The organism is Planococcus dechangensis, assembly GCF_042654465.1.
Lineage (GTDB): Bacteria > Bacillota > Bacilli > Bacillales_A > Planococcaceae > Planococcus > Planococcus dechangensis.
The window spans coordinates 1071576-1087020 of record NZ_JBHSGL010000005.1 but is presented as its reverse complement, the minus strand read 5'-3'; the positions used below and the strand labels follow the sequence as shown (position 1 = coordinate 1087020).

Here is a 15445-nt window from a genome sequence, read left to right as displayed (position 1 = left end):
CGATAATGATGACAGAAAGAATTTTTCTCTCGACTCCACATATGAGTGGGAACGAACGATCTTATATCGATTACGCCTTTGATTCGAACTGGATTGCTCCACTCGGGCCGAATGTCGACGGCTTCGAAAAAGAAATAGCAGAGTACGCTCATGTAGCGGATGCTGCAGCCACAAGTTCCGGTACCGCCGCGATTCATTTAGCATTGCAACTTTTGGAAGTCGGCAAAGAAGATACCGTTTTTTGTTCTACATTAACGTTTATCGCCAGTGCGAATCCCATTCTATATGCAGGAGCGACTCCTGTATTTATCGATTCCGAAGACACGACGTGGAATATGTCACCAGTTGCTCTTGAAAAAGCATTAAAAGATGCTGAGCAAAAAGGTAAATTGCCAAAAGCGGTAATCATTGTTCATTTGTATGGACAATCTGCAATGGTTGATGAATTACTGGCAGTTTGTGAGCGTTTTGGTGTAGCTGTAGTGGAAGATGCTGCAGAATCATTAGGTTCTTACTATAAAGGTAAGCCAAGCGGATCATTCGGGAAGTTTGGAATCTTTTCATTCAACGGGAACAAAATTATCACCACGTCAGGTGGAGGAATGCTAGTTTCCAATGATGCAGAAGCTTTAAAGCGTGCCCGCTTCCTTGCAACACAAGCAAGAGACCCAGCAGTACACTATCAGCATAGTGTTGTGGGCTATAATTATCGACTCAGCAATATTCTGGCAGGTGTCGGTCGTGCGCAACTTGAAGTCTTGGATGAACGAGTATTGGCTAGACGAGCGGTATTCAATCGTTACGTAGAAGCGCTAGGCGACATCGATGGTTTGAAGTTTATGCCTGAGCTTGAGGATACTTACGGGAATCGCTGGCTGACGACTTTAACTTTAGATCCGCAGAAGATTTCGATTAAGCCGGAAGAAATTATTGATGCCTTAGCTGCAGATAATATTGAAGCACGTCCAGTATGGAAGCCGCTTCATCTTCAACCTCTTTTTGCCGAAAATCAATTTTATGCTCATAGCACTGATAAGGTTGTCAGTGAGAAGCTTTTCGAAAGAGGGTTATGCTTACCATCTGGGTCGAACATGACAGAACAGCAACAAACACGGGTTATCCAAAAGATTCAGCAGTGTCTTGGTGTTAAAAACTCAACTTCAGTATCGAAATAACATACTAGCCACTAGATTCTCAAAAGAATCTAGTGGCTTTTTTTGTTTTAACAAGGATTTAACCTTCTCTTTATATGATGTTTATAAGGTATTCATTTGAGCGTGAAATGGGGGAGTAGAATGAACAGCATTTTCCTAAATAATGATTTACTTAAAGTATCTGCACTTAAACAGTATGAGGTATTTGAATTTCAAAATGAACATGGTCATATCAAGCATTTTTTTGAAAAGCGAGAGATTGATATTCAAGTTAATGGAGAGACTTATTATGATTTAGTGTCGCCAGCTGGCTTTGGTGGGCCGATGATAGTAATGTGCAGTGTTGATCAAAAATGGGACTTGATTTTCGACTTCAAAAGAGCGTTTGAAGCATACTGCATAGAGCAGCACATTGTTTCTGAAGCAGTAGAGTTCCATGCGCCTTTCGGACATCCAGCAGATTTTTTGGAATGCTATGAAGTGGATTATGAGAGAGAAAGTTTCGGCATAGATGTGACAAAGCCACTAGATCAGATTGGCAAAGAGGACTTGAGCAAACTTTGGAATGCAATAGATTCAGGTGTGGAATACAGAATCTTCGAAGGCGAGGCTGCAATTAAAGCTTTCGAGGAATTTGTTCATCGGAGTGATAAGCAAATGTATTTGGATGTGAACCAGTATGTTGAACTGATTGGCGAAAGTACTTTTGATGATTTTGTGGTAGTAGAACTCAGTTATAAAAACGAAGTATTAGCTATGAGTTGTAGTAGTGTTCAAGAAGACGCAGTTTATACGCACTGGACTAGCGCAGCATCTAGCTATCAGTATTTTGAGTCCGAAAAACTATTGAAATGCGCGTTGTACTTGTGGGCAAAAGAAAAAGGACTCCAAAAAGCTTGGAGCCCTAAAGAAAAAAGACAATCAAAAATGGCGATTGAAACATTGATTGCTCCGGTATGCACCGGAAGAAAGATATGGAATGAACGAATTTATCAAGAGCTGTGTGATTTAGGGAAGATTGATAAACGGGTTGAATTTTTTCCGGCTTACCGGCTAGTTCAATAAAAATTTTGATATAAAAGTAGCGGGCGAATATAAAATCGCCTGCTATTTTTTGAGTTGAGTTACTGAAACAAATCGAATATTCATATACTTAGTTTGAACTTGTTGATATTCATGAAATACTATAATAAATCTGTTCTTAAGCTTATTATACTCGGGTGTAGTTTCTTGTTGAACTATTATTATAAGATTTTTTACTCTAAGAAATACACCAAAATAGCGACTTTATGGAATTATTTATCTCTCGAAATATTGAACGCTTATTGCAGGAGAAACAGCATTTCTTTTTCCAGCGTATTTTCCATAAACAGTAAGAATCTCACCATTTTTAATCTCTTCATTAGAATTATTTTGAGCATAGAATGTTCCATCCTCTGTTTCTAAGAAGAACCTATTCTCTTCACCATCTATAGTTACTTCGATTAAAGTAACTTCTCCTATTATTTTAACGAACGTTCCGACATTTACTTGATCATCTGAATAGTTTTCAAAACTAAATGTACTAGATTGCTCTTTGTATTCATTAAAGGAGACTGAAGGCTTTTGGCCCATCGGAATTGCTATTCCTAAAAAAATAATACAAAAAACGATTGAGATAAATAATGGTTTCTTACCATACTTGTTTTTGCGAATGAGAAAGTAAATAAAACTTATAGCTGATAATAAAGTGCAGCTAAGAATAGTAACGAATACATAAAAAATCACATTAAAATCCTCCAGTAACTATTATTCTTTTAATATACAGGATGTAATTAACACCTACAATCCCCAAAGAAATGAAGAGCATCAAAAATTATGTGCAAATAAGAAAATCCTTTGTAAACGCAAAAAAAAATTGACCATCTTCATCTATGTATCCCTTATTGCGGAATGAAAAAGCTAAGAGCGCGAAGATTTGAGCCACCAATTGCGGAGATTGTAGCGAGTGGATGCAAAGGATAGTCCAAGTAAAGTCATAGCAGTGAGCCGCTAGCGGATATTTTACTGAGGACTAACTGTTTTTATAAAGTAATTGTTGATTTTAAACATGTAGAACTAACAATAATTTTTATTCACACTCCGAGACTTATACCTATATTAATTTTGACGTAAGTTTTATTTCGAACGTCTCAAATAGTTATATTTCTTGTCTAAAGTAGTTCCGAAAAGCGGCATATATAGTTTTATGAAATGGCTGAACGCACATATGAATAGGTTTTATTTTAAGGCACGAGTGGTTCTCGAGCTTGTCTTTCTTCAGATAGATAGTGAAATGTATTTTTTACCAAAAATAAGCTAGTAAATAAGTCTTTTTTGAAATATAATATTAGTTATTATGCGCTACTTAATGTGTATTTGAGTGTGACTATTTTCTTTGGTTTCGGAACTTTCATTTTTTGAAAGCTGCATAAAAAGAGAAGAGATGAGGTTATTTAATCAAGAAAACAGGGTGAATATTTTTAGCTTTTAAGTTTTATCGTAACCCAACCAATAAGCTTCGGAGAATGGACGGAAAAAATGGCAAACAAGAAAAGAAACAAAGGGTTTGGGCTAGTCTTAATATTTTCGATACTCTTTTTTATAAGTATTGGAACGACATCTGCCGAAGCGAGTACGCCGGATGCAATAGAATATATTCAAATAGAGAAAAAGAAAATTTTAATGAACCAATATCAGACGATAAAGATTAAATTAACTGATAGCACAGGTGTCACTCATATCCAAATGTCCTATAAGATGCCTAATGGAAATTATAGTGCCGTTCAATTGTACCGAAATTCTCTCGGGGAATTTGAAGGGACAACTGTTCCGTCACCGGCAGGCGAGTATACAGTCGCCAGCATCATGGTACTGAAAAAAGATTCGTTGCGGATGTATTTTGATCGTTCAGAAGACGGGGAATACGAATTTGATGAATGGAACTTTACTTCCTATGCAGCAGATACAACCGGGCCCGAATTAGATAATTTATATGTAGATAATCCTTCCATTATACAAAATGGAAATGTGACGGTAACTGTTGAAGCGCATGATGATTTGAGCGATGTTCAAAGTATGTATTTGGACTATAAGGCGCCCAATGGATATTATTATCAATTGCCGGCAACAAATGTCGGCAATAATCGTTTTCAAGTGCAGATTCCAAGTTTTATGACATCTGGTTTATTCATTGGTGAATTCGAATGTGTCGCGATTATAATTCGAGATTCCCGTAATAACACTAGCCATTATATTGACGATGACCATTACAGTAATAGAAATCTGGATGCCGGTAATTTCACTGTGAAACCTGAGGGTGATGCACCGGTTTTAAAGAGCATCTCCATAGATAAAGGAGAAGTAGACAGTGAAGATTCTTTGAAAGTCATCGCAGAAGTGGAAGATGCTTCTGGAGTGGCCAATGTGAAAGTCAATTATACCAGCCCGATGGGGTATAACGTTTCCGTCGAATTAATGCATGCTTATGGAAACGTATATGAAGGGGAATTTCCCGCGTTCTATACAGGGCTGGACAGCGGAAAATGGAAGGTGCAATTTGTTTGGATGGAGGACATTTATAAAAATGCTCTATACGCATGGAGCAATTCTGTCCATTGGTGGGGCGATGATCTTTCCGGCGGTGATTTCGTAGTCAAAGAAAAAGACACGACACCCCCGGAAAAGCCTGAATTGAACGAAGTAAGCGATGTGTCTACGGTGATCAGCGGTTGGGCTGAGCCTTATTCGACTATTGATATTTTTGCAGACAATAAATGGATAGGTTCAACGACTGTGTTTGAAGGCGGTTATTTTTCCTTTGATATGCCGGCGCAAAAAGCAGGCACCCGTATAACCGTCACGGCTACAGATTCTTCAAATAACTCGTCAGAGCAAGCTGTAGTGATTGTAAAGGATGCTACTCCTCCAGAGGCACCACATGTCGACCCAGTATCGGATGCTGATACGGTCATTTACGGCCAGGCAGAATCGGATTCGACTATTACGGTTTCTACTGACAACACAGTGCTGGGCAATACGACAACTGACACACATGGGAATTTTTCAGTGAGAATACCGAAACAAAAAGCTGGTACCAAGCTTCAGATAAGCGCGGCAGATCAATCAGGAAATAGTAGTGAGACCACACAAATAACAGTAGTAGACGCTACACCTCCAGGACTTCCGACCGTACACGAAGTGACCGATGCTTCAACGAAAGTAACTGGCATAGCGGAAGCTAACGCTGTTATAACCATTTACCAAGGAACGGCTGTAATCGGGCAAGGTGAAGCGAACGATGCTGGCCAATTCTCGGTTGCGATTCCGAAGCAGCCGGCTGCTTCGGAGCTAGAAGTGACAGCCACCGATAACAGTGGAAACGTTAGCGCTAAAGCGCAAGTCATTGTTAAAGATAGAACCTCTCCGAGCATACCGACTGTTAATGAAGTTACAGACAAGTCTTTAAATGTGACAGGAAAAGTGGAAGCTCGGGCTTTGGTAACGGTGAAAAAAGGCACTACGGTTCTTGGCACAGGAAACGCGACGGCAGCGGGTGACTTTACCGTTCCAATCGTCAAGCAAACAGCCGGAACGGCATTAACTATCGTTGCTGCCGATGCAGCTGGAAATGTCAGTAAGGCAAAAGAAGTGATTGTGAAAGATAAAACAGCTCCAAATGCGCCGACTGTGCAAACTGTAACGGATGTATCCACAAGTATTACAGGCACAGCGGAAATTGGTTCTTCCATTACAGTTAAAGCAGGAACGGAATTAATCGGTTCTGCTGTTGTAGGTACGGACGGAAGGTATTCAATTGCTATATCTAAACTGAAAAGTGGCCTGAAATTACAGGTAACAGCGACTGATGCTGCTGGAAACACGAGTGAAATTAAAGAAGTAACAGTAGTTGATACGACAGCTCCTTCGGCACCAATCGTCAACAAAGTGACAGATCAATCTACCTCTATCACCGGGAACGCGGAAGCTAACGCTATTGTTAGCGTCAAAGCAGGTACTCAGGAAATCGGTTCTGCGACCGTAAAAGCAGACGGCACATTCGCTGTGGCGATTGCGAAACAAAAAGCAGGCGTAAAACTTTCCATTACCGCAAGGGATGCTGCTGGCAACACTAGCACAGCAACACTTCTCGCAGTATCGGACGCTACAGCACCTGCAGCTCCAACTGTTGATGCTGTAACAGATCAGTCTGAAACAATGACTGGAACAGCGGAAGCAGATTCAACGATTCGAGTTAAGACTGGTACAACAGAAATTGGAACTGCGAAGACGAAGGCAGACGGCACATTCGTTATTGCGATCGCTAAGCAAAAAGCCGATGTGAAGCTCTCTGTCACAGCTGTTGATGCAGCCGGCAATATTAGTGAAGCAACTGTGGTGACCGTCGCTGATACCATCGCCCCTGCTATTCCTGTAATTGATGAAGTCACGGATCAATCAGTTAAAGTTACGGGAACGGCAGAAGCGGTATCCACTGTTAGCATCAAAGTCGGATTAAGCGAAATCGGCTCTGCCAAAGCAACAGCGGATGGCAAATTCTCCATTGCAATCGCTAAACAAACAGCAGGTACGAAACTTACTGTAACGGCTGCGGATAAAGCGGGGAACATCAGCAAAGCCGCAAGCATTACCGTAAAAGACGCCACTGCGCCAAACGCACCAATCGTCGACAAGGTGACGCATAAAGCGACGAGCATCAACGGAGCAGCAGAAGCTGGCAGTGATATCGTCGTTACAGCAGGCACGAAAGAACTGGTTAAAGGAAAAACCGCTTCGAACGGTAAATTTTCTTTAGCGATCGAACCACAATCGGTTGGCACGGAATTAACGGTCGTTGCAATTGATGCGGCAGGCAACCAAAGTGCCGCAACGAAAACGATTGTCGTGAAAGCTGTATCCGAGGCGACCGATCGCATTTCAGGGTCGAGCCGTTACCTGACAGCGATTGCCATTTCTCAAGAAGGATGGCAGTCGGCTGACACGGTGATTCTGGCGACCGCTACGGATTTCCCGGATGCACTAGCGGGCGGACCGCTGGCATTCCAGGAAGATGCACCGATTTTATTGACGAAAACCGGTGCGTTGACGCCTGAGACGAAAAAAGAAATCCAGCGCCTCGGCGCGAAAAAAGTGATTGTCCTAGGACGCGCTGGAGCGATTTCTGCAGAAGTGGAAGCGGAATTGAAGCGCATGAATTTAGCCGTTGAGCGAATTGGCGGGCAAACGCGCTTTGATACAGCGGCTTTGATTGCAGGAAAACTCAAATCAGACAAAGCGGTTGTAGCGAATGGTTTGAACTTCCCGGATGTCTTGTCCGTGTCTTCTTACGCCGCGAAGAACGGTATCCCGATTCTTCTGACGCGTACGGACCGTTTACCGGAAGAAACGAAAACGGTATTGACGAACAAAACGTCTACGTATGTCATCGGCAGCACCGGTGCCGTGAGTGAGGACGTCTTGAAATCTTTGCCGAAGCCGACACGCCTCGGCGGCAAAGACCGCTACGAAACGGGTTATGTCGTAGCGACGACACTTACGCTCGGCACTGATAAAGCGTATATCGCAACAGGGATGAACTTCCCAGATGCCTTAGCGGGATCTGTGCTGGCCGCAAAAAACGATGCACCGATCTTGCTCGTTCGCCCCACGGCTATTCCGGAAGCAACGAACAGACAGCTACCTGCGTATGACGGCTTCTCGATCTTTGGAGGCACAGGCGCAGTATCGGATGGTGTTAAGTTTTTGTTGGATGAAGAACTGAAGAAATAATCATAGGAAGCCCGGAAAGCAAATGCTTTCCGGGCTTTTTGTATAGATTTTAATGAAATGTAATTAGATTTGAGTATTGCGGAACAAAAAAGCCACGTGTGCGAAGATTTGAGCCACCAATTGCGGAAAATGTGGTCAGTGAATGCATAGAAGAGAGTCACTGAGAAAATTCTTCCAGTGACTCTCTTCTTTATTGGCCTAAAGAGGCTAAACTAGACTAGGTCGTTCATGTATTGAGATGTCGTCATCGATCAGTATTTTGTGGGAGACAAGGTAAACCTGGTCGAGACATGTATTTGCCACCTGCTAATGCTGTTTTATAATGTGCGAAAGATCTCTAAATGTGAGTGGTTCTATTTCATGGCTGTATGCTGAACAGCGATTTTGGCGAGAAAGCATCTTACTAGAAACATTTCTTCAAATAAGAATTTATAATCCGGAAAGTAACCGCTTACTTTATTTTTCTTTATTTAGTGAATTGGTATAGACAACTATACCTGTTAAAGATATAGTGAAAATTAAGAATACATAAAGGGGTGGAAGTTTTATGTTTGGTTTTCTTCAAAAAATAGGAAAGTCGTTGATGTTCCCGATTGCGACATTGCCAGCGGCGGCTTTGCTGCTGCGTTTGGGGCAGGACGATGTGCTTGGGATTCCGTTTATGTCGGCGGCGGGCGCGGGGATCATCGATAACTTGGCGATCATCTTTGCCATCGGAATTGCGATGGGGCTTGCGCATGATGGCAGCGGGGGAGCGGCATTAGCCGGTGCCATTGCTTATCTGGTCTTGACTTCCGCAATCGTCACGATCAACGAAACAATCAATATGGGCGTATTTGCTGGGATTATCTCCGGTATTATCGCCGGTCTGCTATACAATAAATTCTATAATGTGAAATTCCCGCAATGGCTGGCCTTTTTCGGCGGCAGGCGCTTTGTGCCGATTATCACGGCAGCGGTCATGACCGTTTTAGCGGGTGTGCTCGGGTTTGCATGGCCGCCAATCCAGGAAGCCATTGACGGTGCCGGTGATTGGATCTTGAATGCGGGCATGTTTGGCGTTGGCGCTTACGGGTTCTTGAACCGTCTGTTGTTGCCGACGGGTCTTCACCACGTGATCAACACAATCGTCTGGTTTGATTTTGGAACGTTCACTACTGCCAGTGGAGAAGTGGTCCGCGGGGAAATTAACCGTTTCCTAAGAGGCGACCCAACGGCAGGACCATTCCTGTCCGGTTTCTTCCCGATTATGATGTTCGGTTTACCGGCTGCCTGTCTTGCGATGTACGTAGCAGCGAAAAAAGAACGCAAAGCCCTTGTTGGCGGGATGTTCTTCAGTATCGGTTTCACGTCATTTTTAACAGGGATCACAGAGCCGATTGAGTTTACGTTCATGTTCTTGTCGCCTATGTTGTATGTTGTCCACGCTTTATTGACGGGCGTTTCGATGATGGTCGCTTATGCACTAGATATCCATCACGGTTTCGGTTTTTCTGCCGGCGCGATTGACTATGTGCTCAATTTCGGGCTCGCCACCAACCCGCTGATTTTGTTGGTGATGGGGCTATTCGTTGGAGTCATTTACTTTGTCATTTTCTATTTCCTCATTATCAAACTGGATTTGAAAACACCTGGCCGTGAAGACGAAGACGAGGATGCAGAAAATGCGGATTCAGGCAATAATGCGATTGATGTAAGAGCCTATAACACCATTGAAGCATTGGGTGGCGCTGACAATATTGTCGCTACCGAGTATTGCACGACGCGTCTGCGCATGACACTCAAAGATTCAGCGTTGGTCGATGAAAAAGCGCTGAAGCGCCATGGTGCGATGGGTGTCATGAAAATTAATAAAACCAATGTGCAAGTGGTCATCGGAACGGCCGTCGAATTCCTAGGGGATGCGATGAAACCGCGTGTGGCAAACGGCAACCCAGCTCCCGAAACTGGAACGGACACTCCAGTTGTCGCACAAACGGCGAGCGCTGAGCCCGCAATGAAAGAAATCATTGCAAAAGATTTCGAAATGCCGATTGATGGAAAAATCATTCCGTTATCGGAAGTGCCGGATGATGTGTTTGCCAAAGAAATGATGGGGCCTGGATTTGCCATTTTGCCATCTGGAAACATCCTCTATTCACCAGTCGATGGCCGTGTCGTCAGCGTATTCCCGACCAAGCACGCGATCGGTATCGAGACCGATACCGGCATTGAAATTCTGATTCATGTCGGCTTGGATACCGTCAAATTAGATGGTGAGGGCTTTGAGCTATTCGTAGAGCAAGGCCAGCTGGTCCAGCGTGGAGACAAATTGTTGAAGCTCGACCTAAAATTCTTGGACGCCAATGCACCGTCTCTTGCAACACCAGTTATTTTCACCAACCTAACAGAACAAAAAGTCATCGTCTTGAAAGATGGCCATCAACAACAAGGAACCCATTCCATCTTAAAAATTGAATAGAAAAGCAGAAAAGCCAGGACATCCACCGCGATTTTCCTGGTTTTTCGCAAGGAGTGATCAACATGAAGAACAGTCTATTGATTTCGGGCATCACCATTGCAGATGCTGTGGAAGAAAGTTTTATAGGAGACATCCTGATCGAAGACGGAAAAATAAGCCGCGTTGCCGAGAAGATCGACGTGCTGGCAGACATTCATATTGATACAAGCGGTAAAAACTGGACCGCGTTTCCTGGATTTATCGACGTCCACATTCACGGGGCGGCAGGGCATGATGCGATGGATGCCACGCCAGAAGCTTTGGCTGGCTTAGCGGAAGCTTTACCAAAAGAAGGCACGACCAGCTTTCTCGCGACCACCATGACCCAATCCGATGAGGCCATTTCAGCAGCGCTAGACAATATCCGTGAGTTTCAAACGAGTGAGGGGCAGGCGGAAATCCTCGGCGTCCACTTGGAAGGACCATTTATATCCGCTCAGCGGGCAGGGGCACAGCCAGTTGAACATATTGTTGATGCGTCTTATCCGCTATTTCAAAAATGGCAACAACTCAGCGGCAAGCAAATTCGCTTGGTTACCTTAGCGCCAGAAACCCATAACGCCATGCCGTTTATCAAGAAGTTGACGGAGGATGGCGTCATTGCCTCCATTGGCCATTCCGATGCTACATTTGAAGAAGTGGAAGCAGCCGTTCGATCAGGCGCAAGCCATGTGACGCATCTCTATAACCAAATGAGCCCATTTCATCATCGCAATCCCGGTGTTGTAGGGGCGGCTTTGATGGAAGATGGCTTGATGGTCGAAATCATTGCCGATTTCATTCATAGCCATCCCGCTTCAGTCGAAATGGCGTTTCGCCAAAAAGGGGCAAATCGCTTGATGTTAATCACCGATGCGATGCGCGCCAAAGGCCTGCCTCCTGGCGTGTATGATTTGGGAGGACAGGATGTACAAGTCACGGAAAAAGACGCACGGCTTGCCGATGGAACATTGGCCGGCAGCATCCTGACGATGGACAGAGCTATCCAACATGTCCAGTCCCTCACCGGCTGCAGCGTGAATGAATTGGTGGCCGTGACGTCGGCCAATGCGGCAAACGAACTGGGCTTGGCCGATAAAGGCAAAATCCGAAGCGGTATGGACGCGGATATCGCCATACTGGATGACGACTTGAATGTTCAAATGACCATCTGCAAAGGAACAATCGCTTACACGAAGGAGTGACTGTGATGAAACTGATACGAGTCGAAAACTACGAAGAGATGAGCAGCAGCGCGGCACAATTGGTGGAACAGCAGATCCTGAACAACAACCATTCTGTACTTGGACTCGCCACCGGATCGACACCGCTCGGACTTTACGAGCAGTTGATCCGCGGTGTCCATGAACGAAACATCTCTTACCGACAAGTTCAAACGATCAGCTTGGATGAATACTGTGGACTTTCAGCGGACCATCCAAACAGCTACCGTTATTTTATGAATGAAAAACTATTCCACCACATCGATATCCAATTGGACAATACACATATTCCGAACGGCAAAGCCTTTTCCGTAGAAGCGGAATGCCGGCGTTATGAGGCCTTGATTGATAGAATCGGGCCGCCGCATCTGCAGATTCTGGGACTGGGGACAAATGGCCACATCGGATTTAACGAGCCCAGGACACCTGAAGCGAGTGTGACTCATTGCGTCAAGCTGGAAGAATCGACACGCCACAGCAATGCGCGTTTTTTCAGCGACCTGGATAGTGTGCCGACCCATGCCATTACGATGGGCATTCAGTCGATTCTCAAAAGTGAACAAATCCTCGTTTTGGCTTCCGGTAAAAAGAAAGCACCCGCAGTGAAACGCTTTTTGGCAGGCGGGGTCAGTGAAGATTTTCCGGTCTCGTTTTTATGGAAGCATCCTCATGTTACACTCATAGTAGACGAGGATGCCTATAGCCTAGCAGCGGCAGAAAAGGAGTGAAGGCTGTGCTGGATAAACAATCGCCGATTCCCATTTACAGTCAAATAGAAGAACAACTGAAGCAGCAAATTCAGCGAGGCGACTTTCCCGTAGGCACCTCGATTCCGTCCGAACGCGAACTGTCTGAACGCTTCGCTGTCAGCCGCATGACCGTGCGCCAGTCCATCACCAATTTGGTCAATGACGGCTTGTTATACCGGGAAAAAGGGCGTGGCACGTTTGTGGCATCTCCAAAGGTGGAGCAGCCGCTCAATGGCTTGACCAGTTTCACAGAAGACATGGAATCGCGCGGCATGGTGCCGAGCAGCAAACTGATCGGCTTTGAAATCCTGGAGCCGGAATCCGATGTCGCACAAGAGTTACAGCTGAACCACGGCGACCAAGTGTATTTTGTCGAGCGCATTCGTTTTGCAGACGACAAGCCAATGGCCATCGAACGCACCTATTTGCCAGTTAAGCGATTTCCCGATTTGACTGAAGAGTCGTTTCAAGGTTCGCTGTATGCGGTCATCGAGAACAACCAGCAGCAAAAAATCAGCCGCGCCACTCAGCGCATGGAAGCAGGGCTGGTGAAGAAAGACGATGCGGACTTGCTGCAAATCAAACCGCCCGCAGCGATTCTGATGATTGAACGCATCAGCTTTCTTGAAGGCGATCTGCCATTTGAAGTGGTCCGCAGCACATACCGGGCCGATCGTTATAAATTCACGACCGATATTCAGAGGTAAACCTAAAGGAGAAATGGATATGATTGAAAAAACCTACACCATCATCAGCGACGAAGGGCTTCACGCACGCCCAGCTTCAAAATTAGTGGGGGCGGTGTCGCCGTTTTCTGCGGATGTCAAAATGCTCTATAAAGAAAGAGAAGTGAACTTGAAGTCCATTATGGGCGTCATGTCGCTAGGCGTCTCGAAGGGCAAAACCATAACAATCACAGCCGACGGCAGCGATGAAGAATCCCTTATGGCCAAAGTCGACGAGTTGATTGTAGCGGAAGGGCTTGGGAAAGCATAAGTAAGTGAGTTGAGGTGGAAGAACGATGTTAAGCAATTATTTCAAATGCGTACAGAAACGCTTGGAACTCGTGGAGCAAGAAGAGGGGCCGGCAATGCTTCTGGCGGCCGAAAAAGTGGCGGATGCGATCCAAACAGGGGGCATCATTCAATTGTTTGGCTGCGGCCATTCGCATATTTTGACAGAGGAAGTATTCTATCGCGCGGGTGGATTGGTGCCGGTCAAGCCGATTTTCGTGGAGCCGCTTATGCTTCACGAAGGTGCGGTCCAATCGTCTCAACTAGAACGGAAAAATGACTATGCCGCCGGATTTTTAAAAGAACAGGATTTCCGTTCTGGCGATGTGGTCTTCGTCATCTCCACTTCCGGCCGTAACCCAGTGCCGGTGGACGTGGCACTGGCTGCTCGTGAAAAAGGGGCATTTGTCGTTGGCATCACCTCACTTGCGTACTCAAAAAACCAAGCTTCGCGCCATAAAACGGGCAAGTACTTGTTCGATTCCGTGGATCTGGTTATCGACAATCATTCAGTGTCTGGAGATGCGATCTTGTCGTATGAACACGTCGAAGTACCTTTTGGCCCGACCTCGACTGTCGTTGGGGCAACGATGTTAAATGCTATTTTTGCCGAAGCCATCAAGAGGATGGCCGATGCGGGTTTTGAGCCGCCGATTTTTTTGAGCGGCAATATCGACGGAGCGGATGCACATAATCAGCAGCTGATTGATAAGTATCGGGAGCGGATTTCATTGTTGTAGTGTTGGTGTCCCTGTGCACGGAACTATTCTGACAACAGCAATGCTGCCGGGTAGGGATTTATTGAGTTGTCAGATCGTTTTTGTCCCTGTGCAAGACACAATTTAAATGAGAGGAAGTTGAAAATATGGATAGCATCATTTTCGATTTGGACGGCACGCTGTGGGATCCGCTCGATGTCGTGACAGAAGCGTGGAATAGCGTGTTGGCAAAACATGAGGAACAGCTATTGTCGCGGGATGACATCAAAGGCGTTATGGGCTTACAGCATCAGGAGATCGGCGATAAGCTGTTTCCACACTTTTCGGAAGAGAAGCACAGAGAAGTGGCGGATCAGTTTTCGGAAGTGGAATGCAGGCGCTTGAGCAACGAGGGCGGCCGATTATACGAGGGCGTGGAAGCGGTGTTGGATAAGCTTTCCGAGAAGTATGATTTATACATCGTCAGCAATTGCCAGGAAGGCTATATCGAAAGTTTTTATAAATACCACGGGCTTGACAAGCATTTTCTCGATTTTGAGAACGCCGGCAGGACTGGGTTGTCGAAGGGGGAGAACATCAAGCTGGTGATGGAGCGGAACAATTTGTCGAATCCGGTGTATGTAGGTGATACGACAGGCGACCAACAAGCGGCAAAAGCGGCAGGTGTGCCGTTTGTGTATGCACAGTATGGCTTTGGGGAAGTGGATGAGTTTGATCATGTTATTTCCGAGTTTGAGGAGTTATTGGCGTTGTTTGACTGACAAAAGCCGGAAACCTTTTTGAAGGTTTCCGGCTTTTGTGATGAGGTTGTTTATCTGGATTTGTCTTCGTTTAACACGTTAGAGATTTTGCGCATGGCATCTTGAAACGCAGCGGCCAGTCCGCCTTGCGTTTTGACATATTCGTTCAGTCGATACGCTGCATAAATGCCGGCGCTGTCGATAAGGACGTCCGACAGCCTGCCGCTGCGTTCGAAGAATAACTGCAGAAATTCGGTGGAAAAAGCGAACGAGACACAGAGGATGATGGCTTTTTTAGAGTTGTTGATGGCCTGATTCATCAGCAAGAACAGCACGCCAAACGCTAGGAAATGGCCAGTTTTCTGGAACACGTAAATATTTGAGTCCAAATGGATATCGCTCATGATGAACAGATCCATTGGGTCCGGAAACATGCGCAGGTTGAACCCGACATCTTGTGAGAACAGCAGAGCTTGAAAATTGTAGGTGTTGGTGGCGAGCAAAATGGCGAGCGCCAACAAGATGACCGGTATGTATGAAGCTTTCAAATGACTCGTCCCT

The 15445-nt window shown here is 45.2% G+C and carries 12 protein-coding genes; 10 read left to right on the top strand and 2 right to left on the bottom strand.

The window, feature by feature from the left end; translation table 11 throughout:
• The first annotated feature begins 5 nt into the window (after positions 1-5).
• The gene (locus ACFO5U_RS08580) at positions 6-1175 is read left to right on the top strand and encodes a DegT/DnrJ/EryC1/StrS family aminotransferase (RefSeq protein ID WP_377278425.1); all 1170 of its coding nucleotides are present in this window, start codon (positions 6-8) and stop codon (positions 1173-1175) included.
• Positions 1176-1295: 120 nt separating this feature from the next.
• Positions 1296-2219: a hypothetical protein gene (locus ACFO5U_RS08575; RefSeq protein WP_377278423.1), complete on the top strand. Its 924-nt coding sequence runs from the start codon at positions 1296-1298 to the stop codon at positions 2217-2219.
• Between the two features lie 234 nt (positions 2220-2453).
• Here ACFO5U_RS08575 and ACFO5U_RS08570 read toward each other — a convergent pair whose 3' ends face one another.
• Complete coding sequence (locus tag ACFO5U_RS08570) at positions 2454-2921, bottom strand: hypothetical protein (RefSeq protein ID WP_377278422.1); 468 nt, start codon at positions 2919-2921, stop codon at positions 2454-2456.
• A gap of 936 nt (positions 2922-3857) precedes the next feature.
• Between ACFO5U_RS08570 and ACFO5U_RS08565 the strand changes: the two genes are divergently transcribed.
• From ACFO5U_RS08565 to ACFO5U_RS08530, 8 genes are all read left to right on the top strand, one after another.
• On the top strand, positions 3858-7961 hold the full coding sequence (locus tag ACFO5U_RS08565) for an Ig-like domain-containing protein (RefSeq protein WP_377278420.1): 4104 nt from the start codon (positions 3858-3860) through the stop codon (positions 7959-7961).
• 547 nt (positions 7962-8508) lie between these two features.
• On the top strand, positions 8509-10422 hold the full coding sequence (nagE, locus tag ACFO5U_RS08560) for an N-acetylglucosamine-specific PTS transporter subunit IIBC (protein ID WP_377278419.1): 1914 nt from the start codon (positions 8509-8511) through the stop codon (positions 10420-10422).
• A gap of 62 nt (positions 10423-10484) precedes the next feature.
• Positions 10485-11645 (top strand): N-acetylglucosamine-6-phosphate deacetylase, encoded by a 1161-nt coding sequence (gene nagA / locus ACFO5U_RS08555; protein ID WP_377278418.1) that lies wholly within the window; start codon positions 10485-10487, stop codon positions 11643-11645.
• A 5-nt stretch (positions 11646-11650) separates the two neighbouring features.
• Positions 11651-12391 (top strand): glucosamine-6-phosphate deaminase, encoded by a 741-nt coding sequence (gene nagB / locus ACFO5U_RS08550; protein ID WP_377278417.1) that lies wholly within the window; start codon positions 11651-11653, stop codon positions 12389-12391.
• Between the two features lie 5 nt (positions 12392-12396).
• Positions 12397-13119 carry a GntR family transcriptional regulator gene (locus ACFO5U_RS08545; protein ID WP_377278415.1) on the top strand — a complete coding sequence of 241 codons (723 nt, stop codon included), beginning with the start codon at positions 12397-12399 and terminating at the stop codon, positions 13117-13119.
• Positions 13120-13138: 19 nt separating this feature from the next.
• Entirely contained in the window at positions 13139-13408 is a 270-nt protein-coding gene (locus tag ACFO5U_RS08540) for a phosphocarrier protein HPr (protein ID WP_377278413.1), read from the top strand.
• Positions 13409-13433: 25 nt separating this feature from the next.
• Positions 13434-14165, top strand: a complete 732-nt coding sequence (locus ACFO5U_RS08535) for an SIS domain-containing protein (RefSeq protein ID WP_377278411.1) — start codon at positions 13434-13436, stop codon at positions 14163-14165.
• A gap of 125 nt (positions 14166-14290) precedes the next feature.
• Positions 14291-14905, top strand: coding sequence for an HAD family hydrolase (locus ACFO5U_RS08530; protein WP_377278410.1), 615 nt, complete (start codon positions 14291-14293; stop codon positions 14903-14905).
• 50 nt (positions 14906-14955) lie between these two features.
• Here ACFO5U_RS08530 and ACFO5U_RS08525 read toward each other — a convergent pair whose 3' ends face one another.
• Positions 14956-15432 (bottom strand): VanZ family protein, encoded by a 477-nt coding sequence (locus ACFO5U_RS08525; RefSeq protein ID WP_377278409.1) that lies wholly within the window; start codon positions 15430-15432, stop codon positions 14956-14958.
• Positions 15433-15445 lie beyond the last annotated feature (13 nt).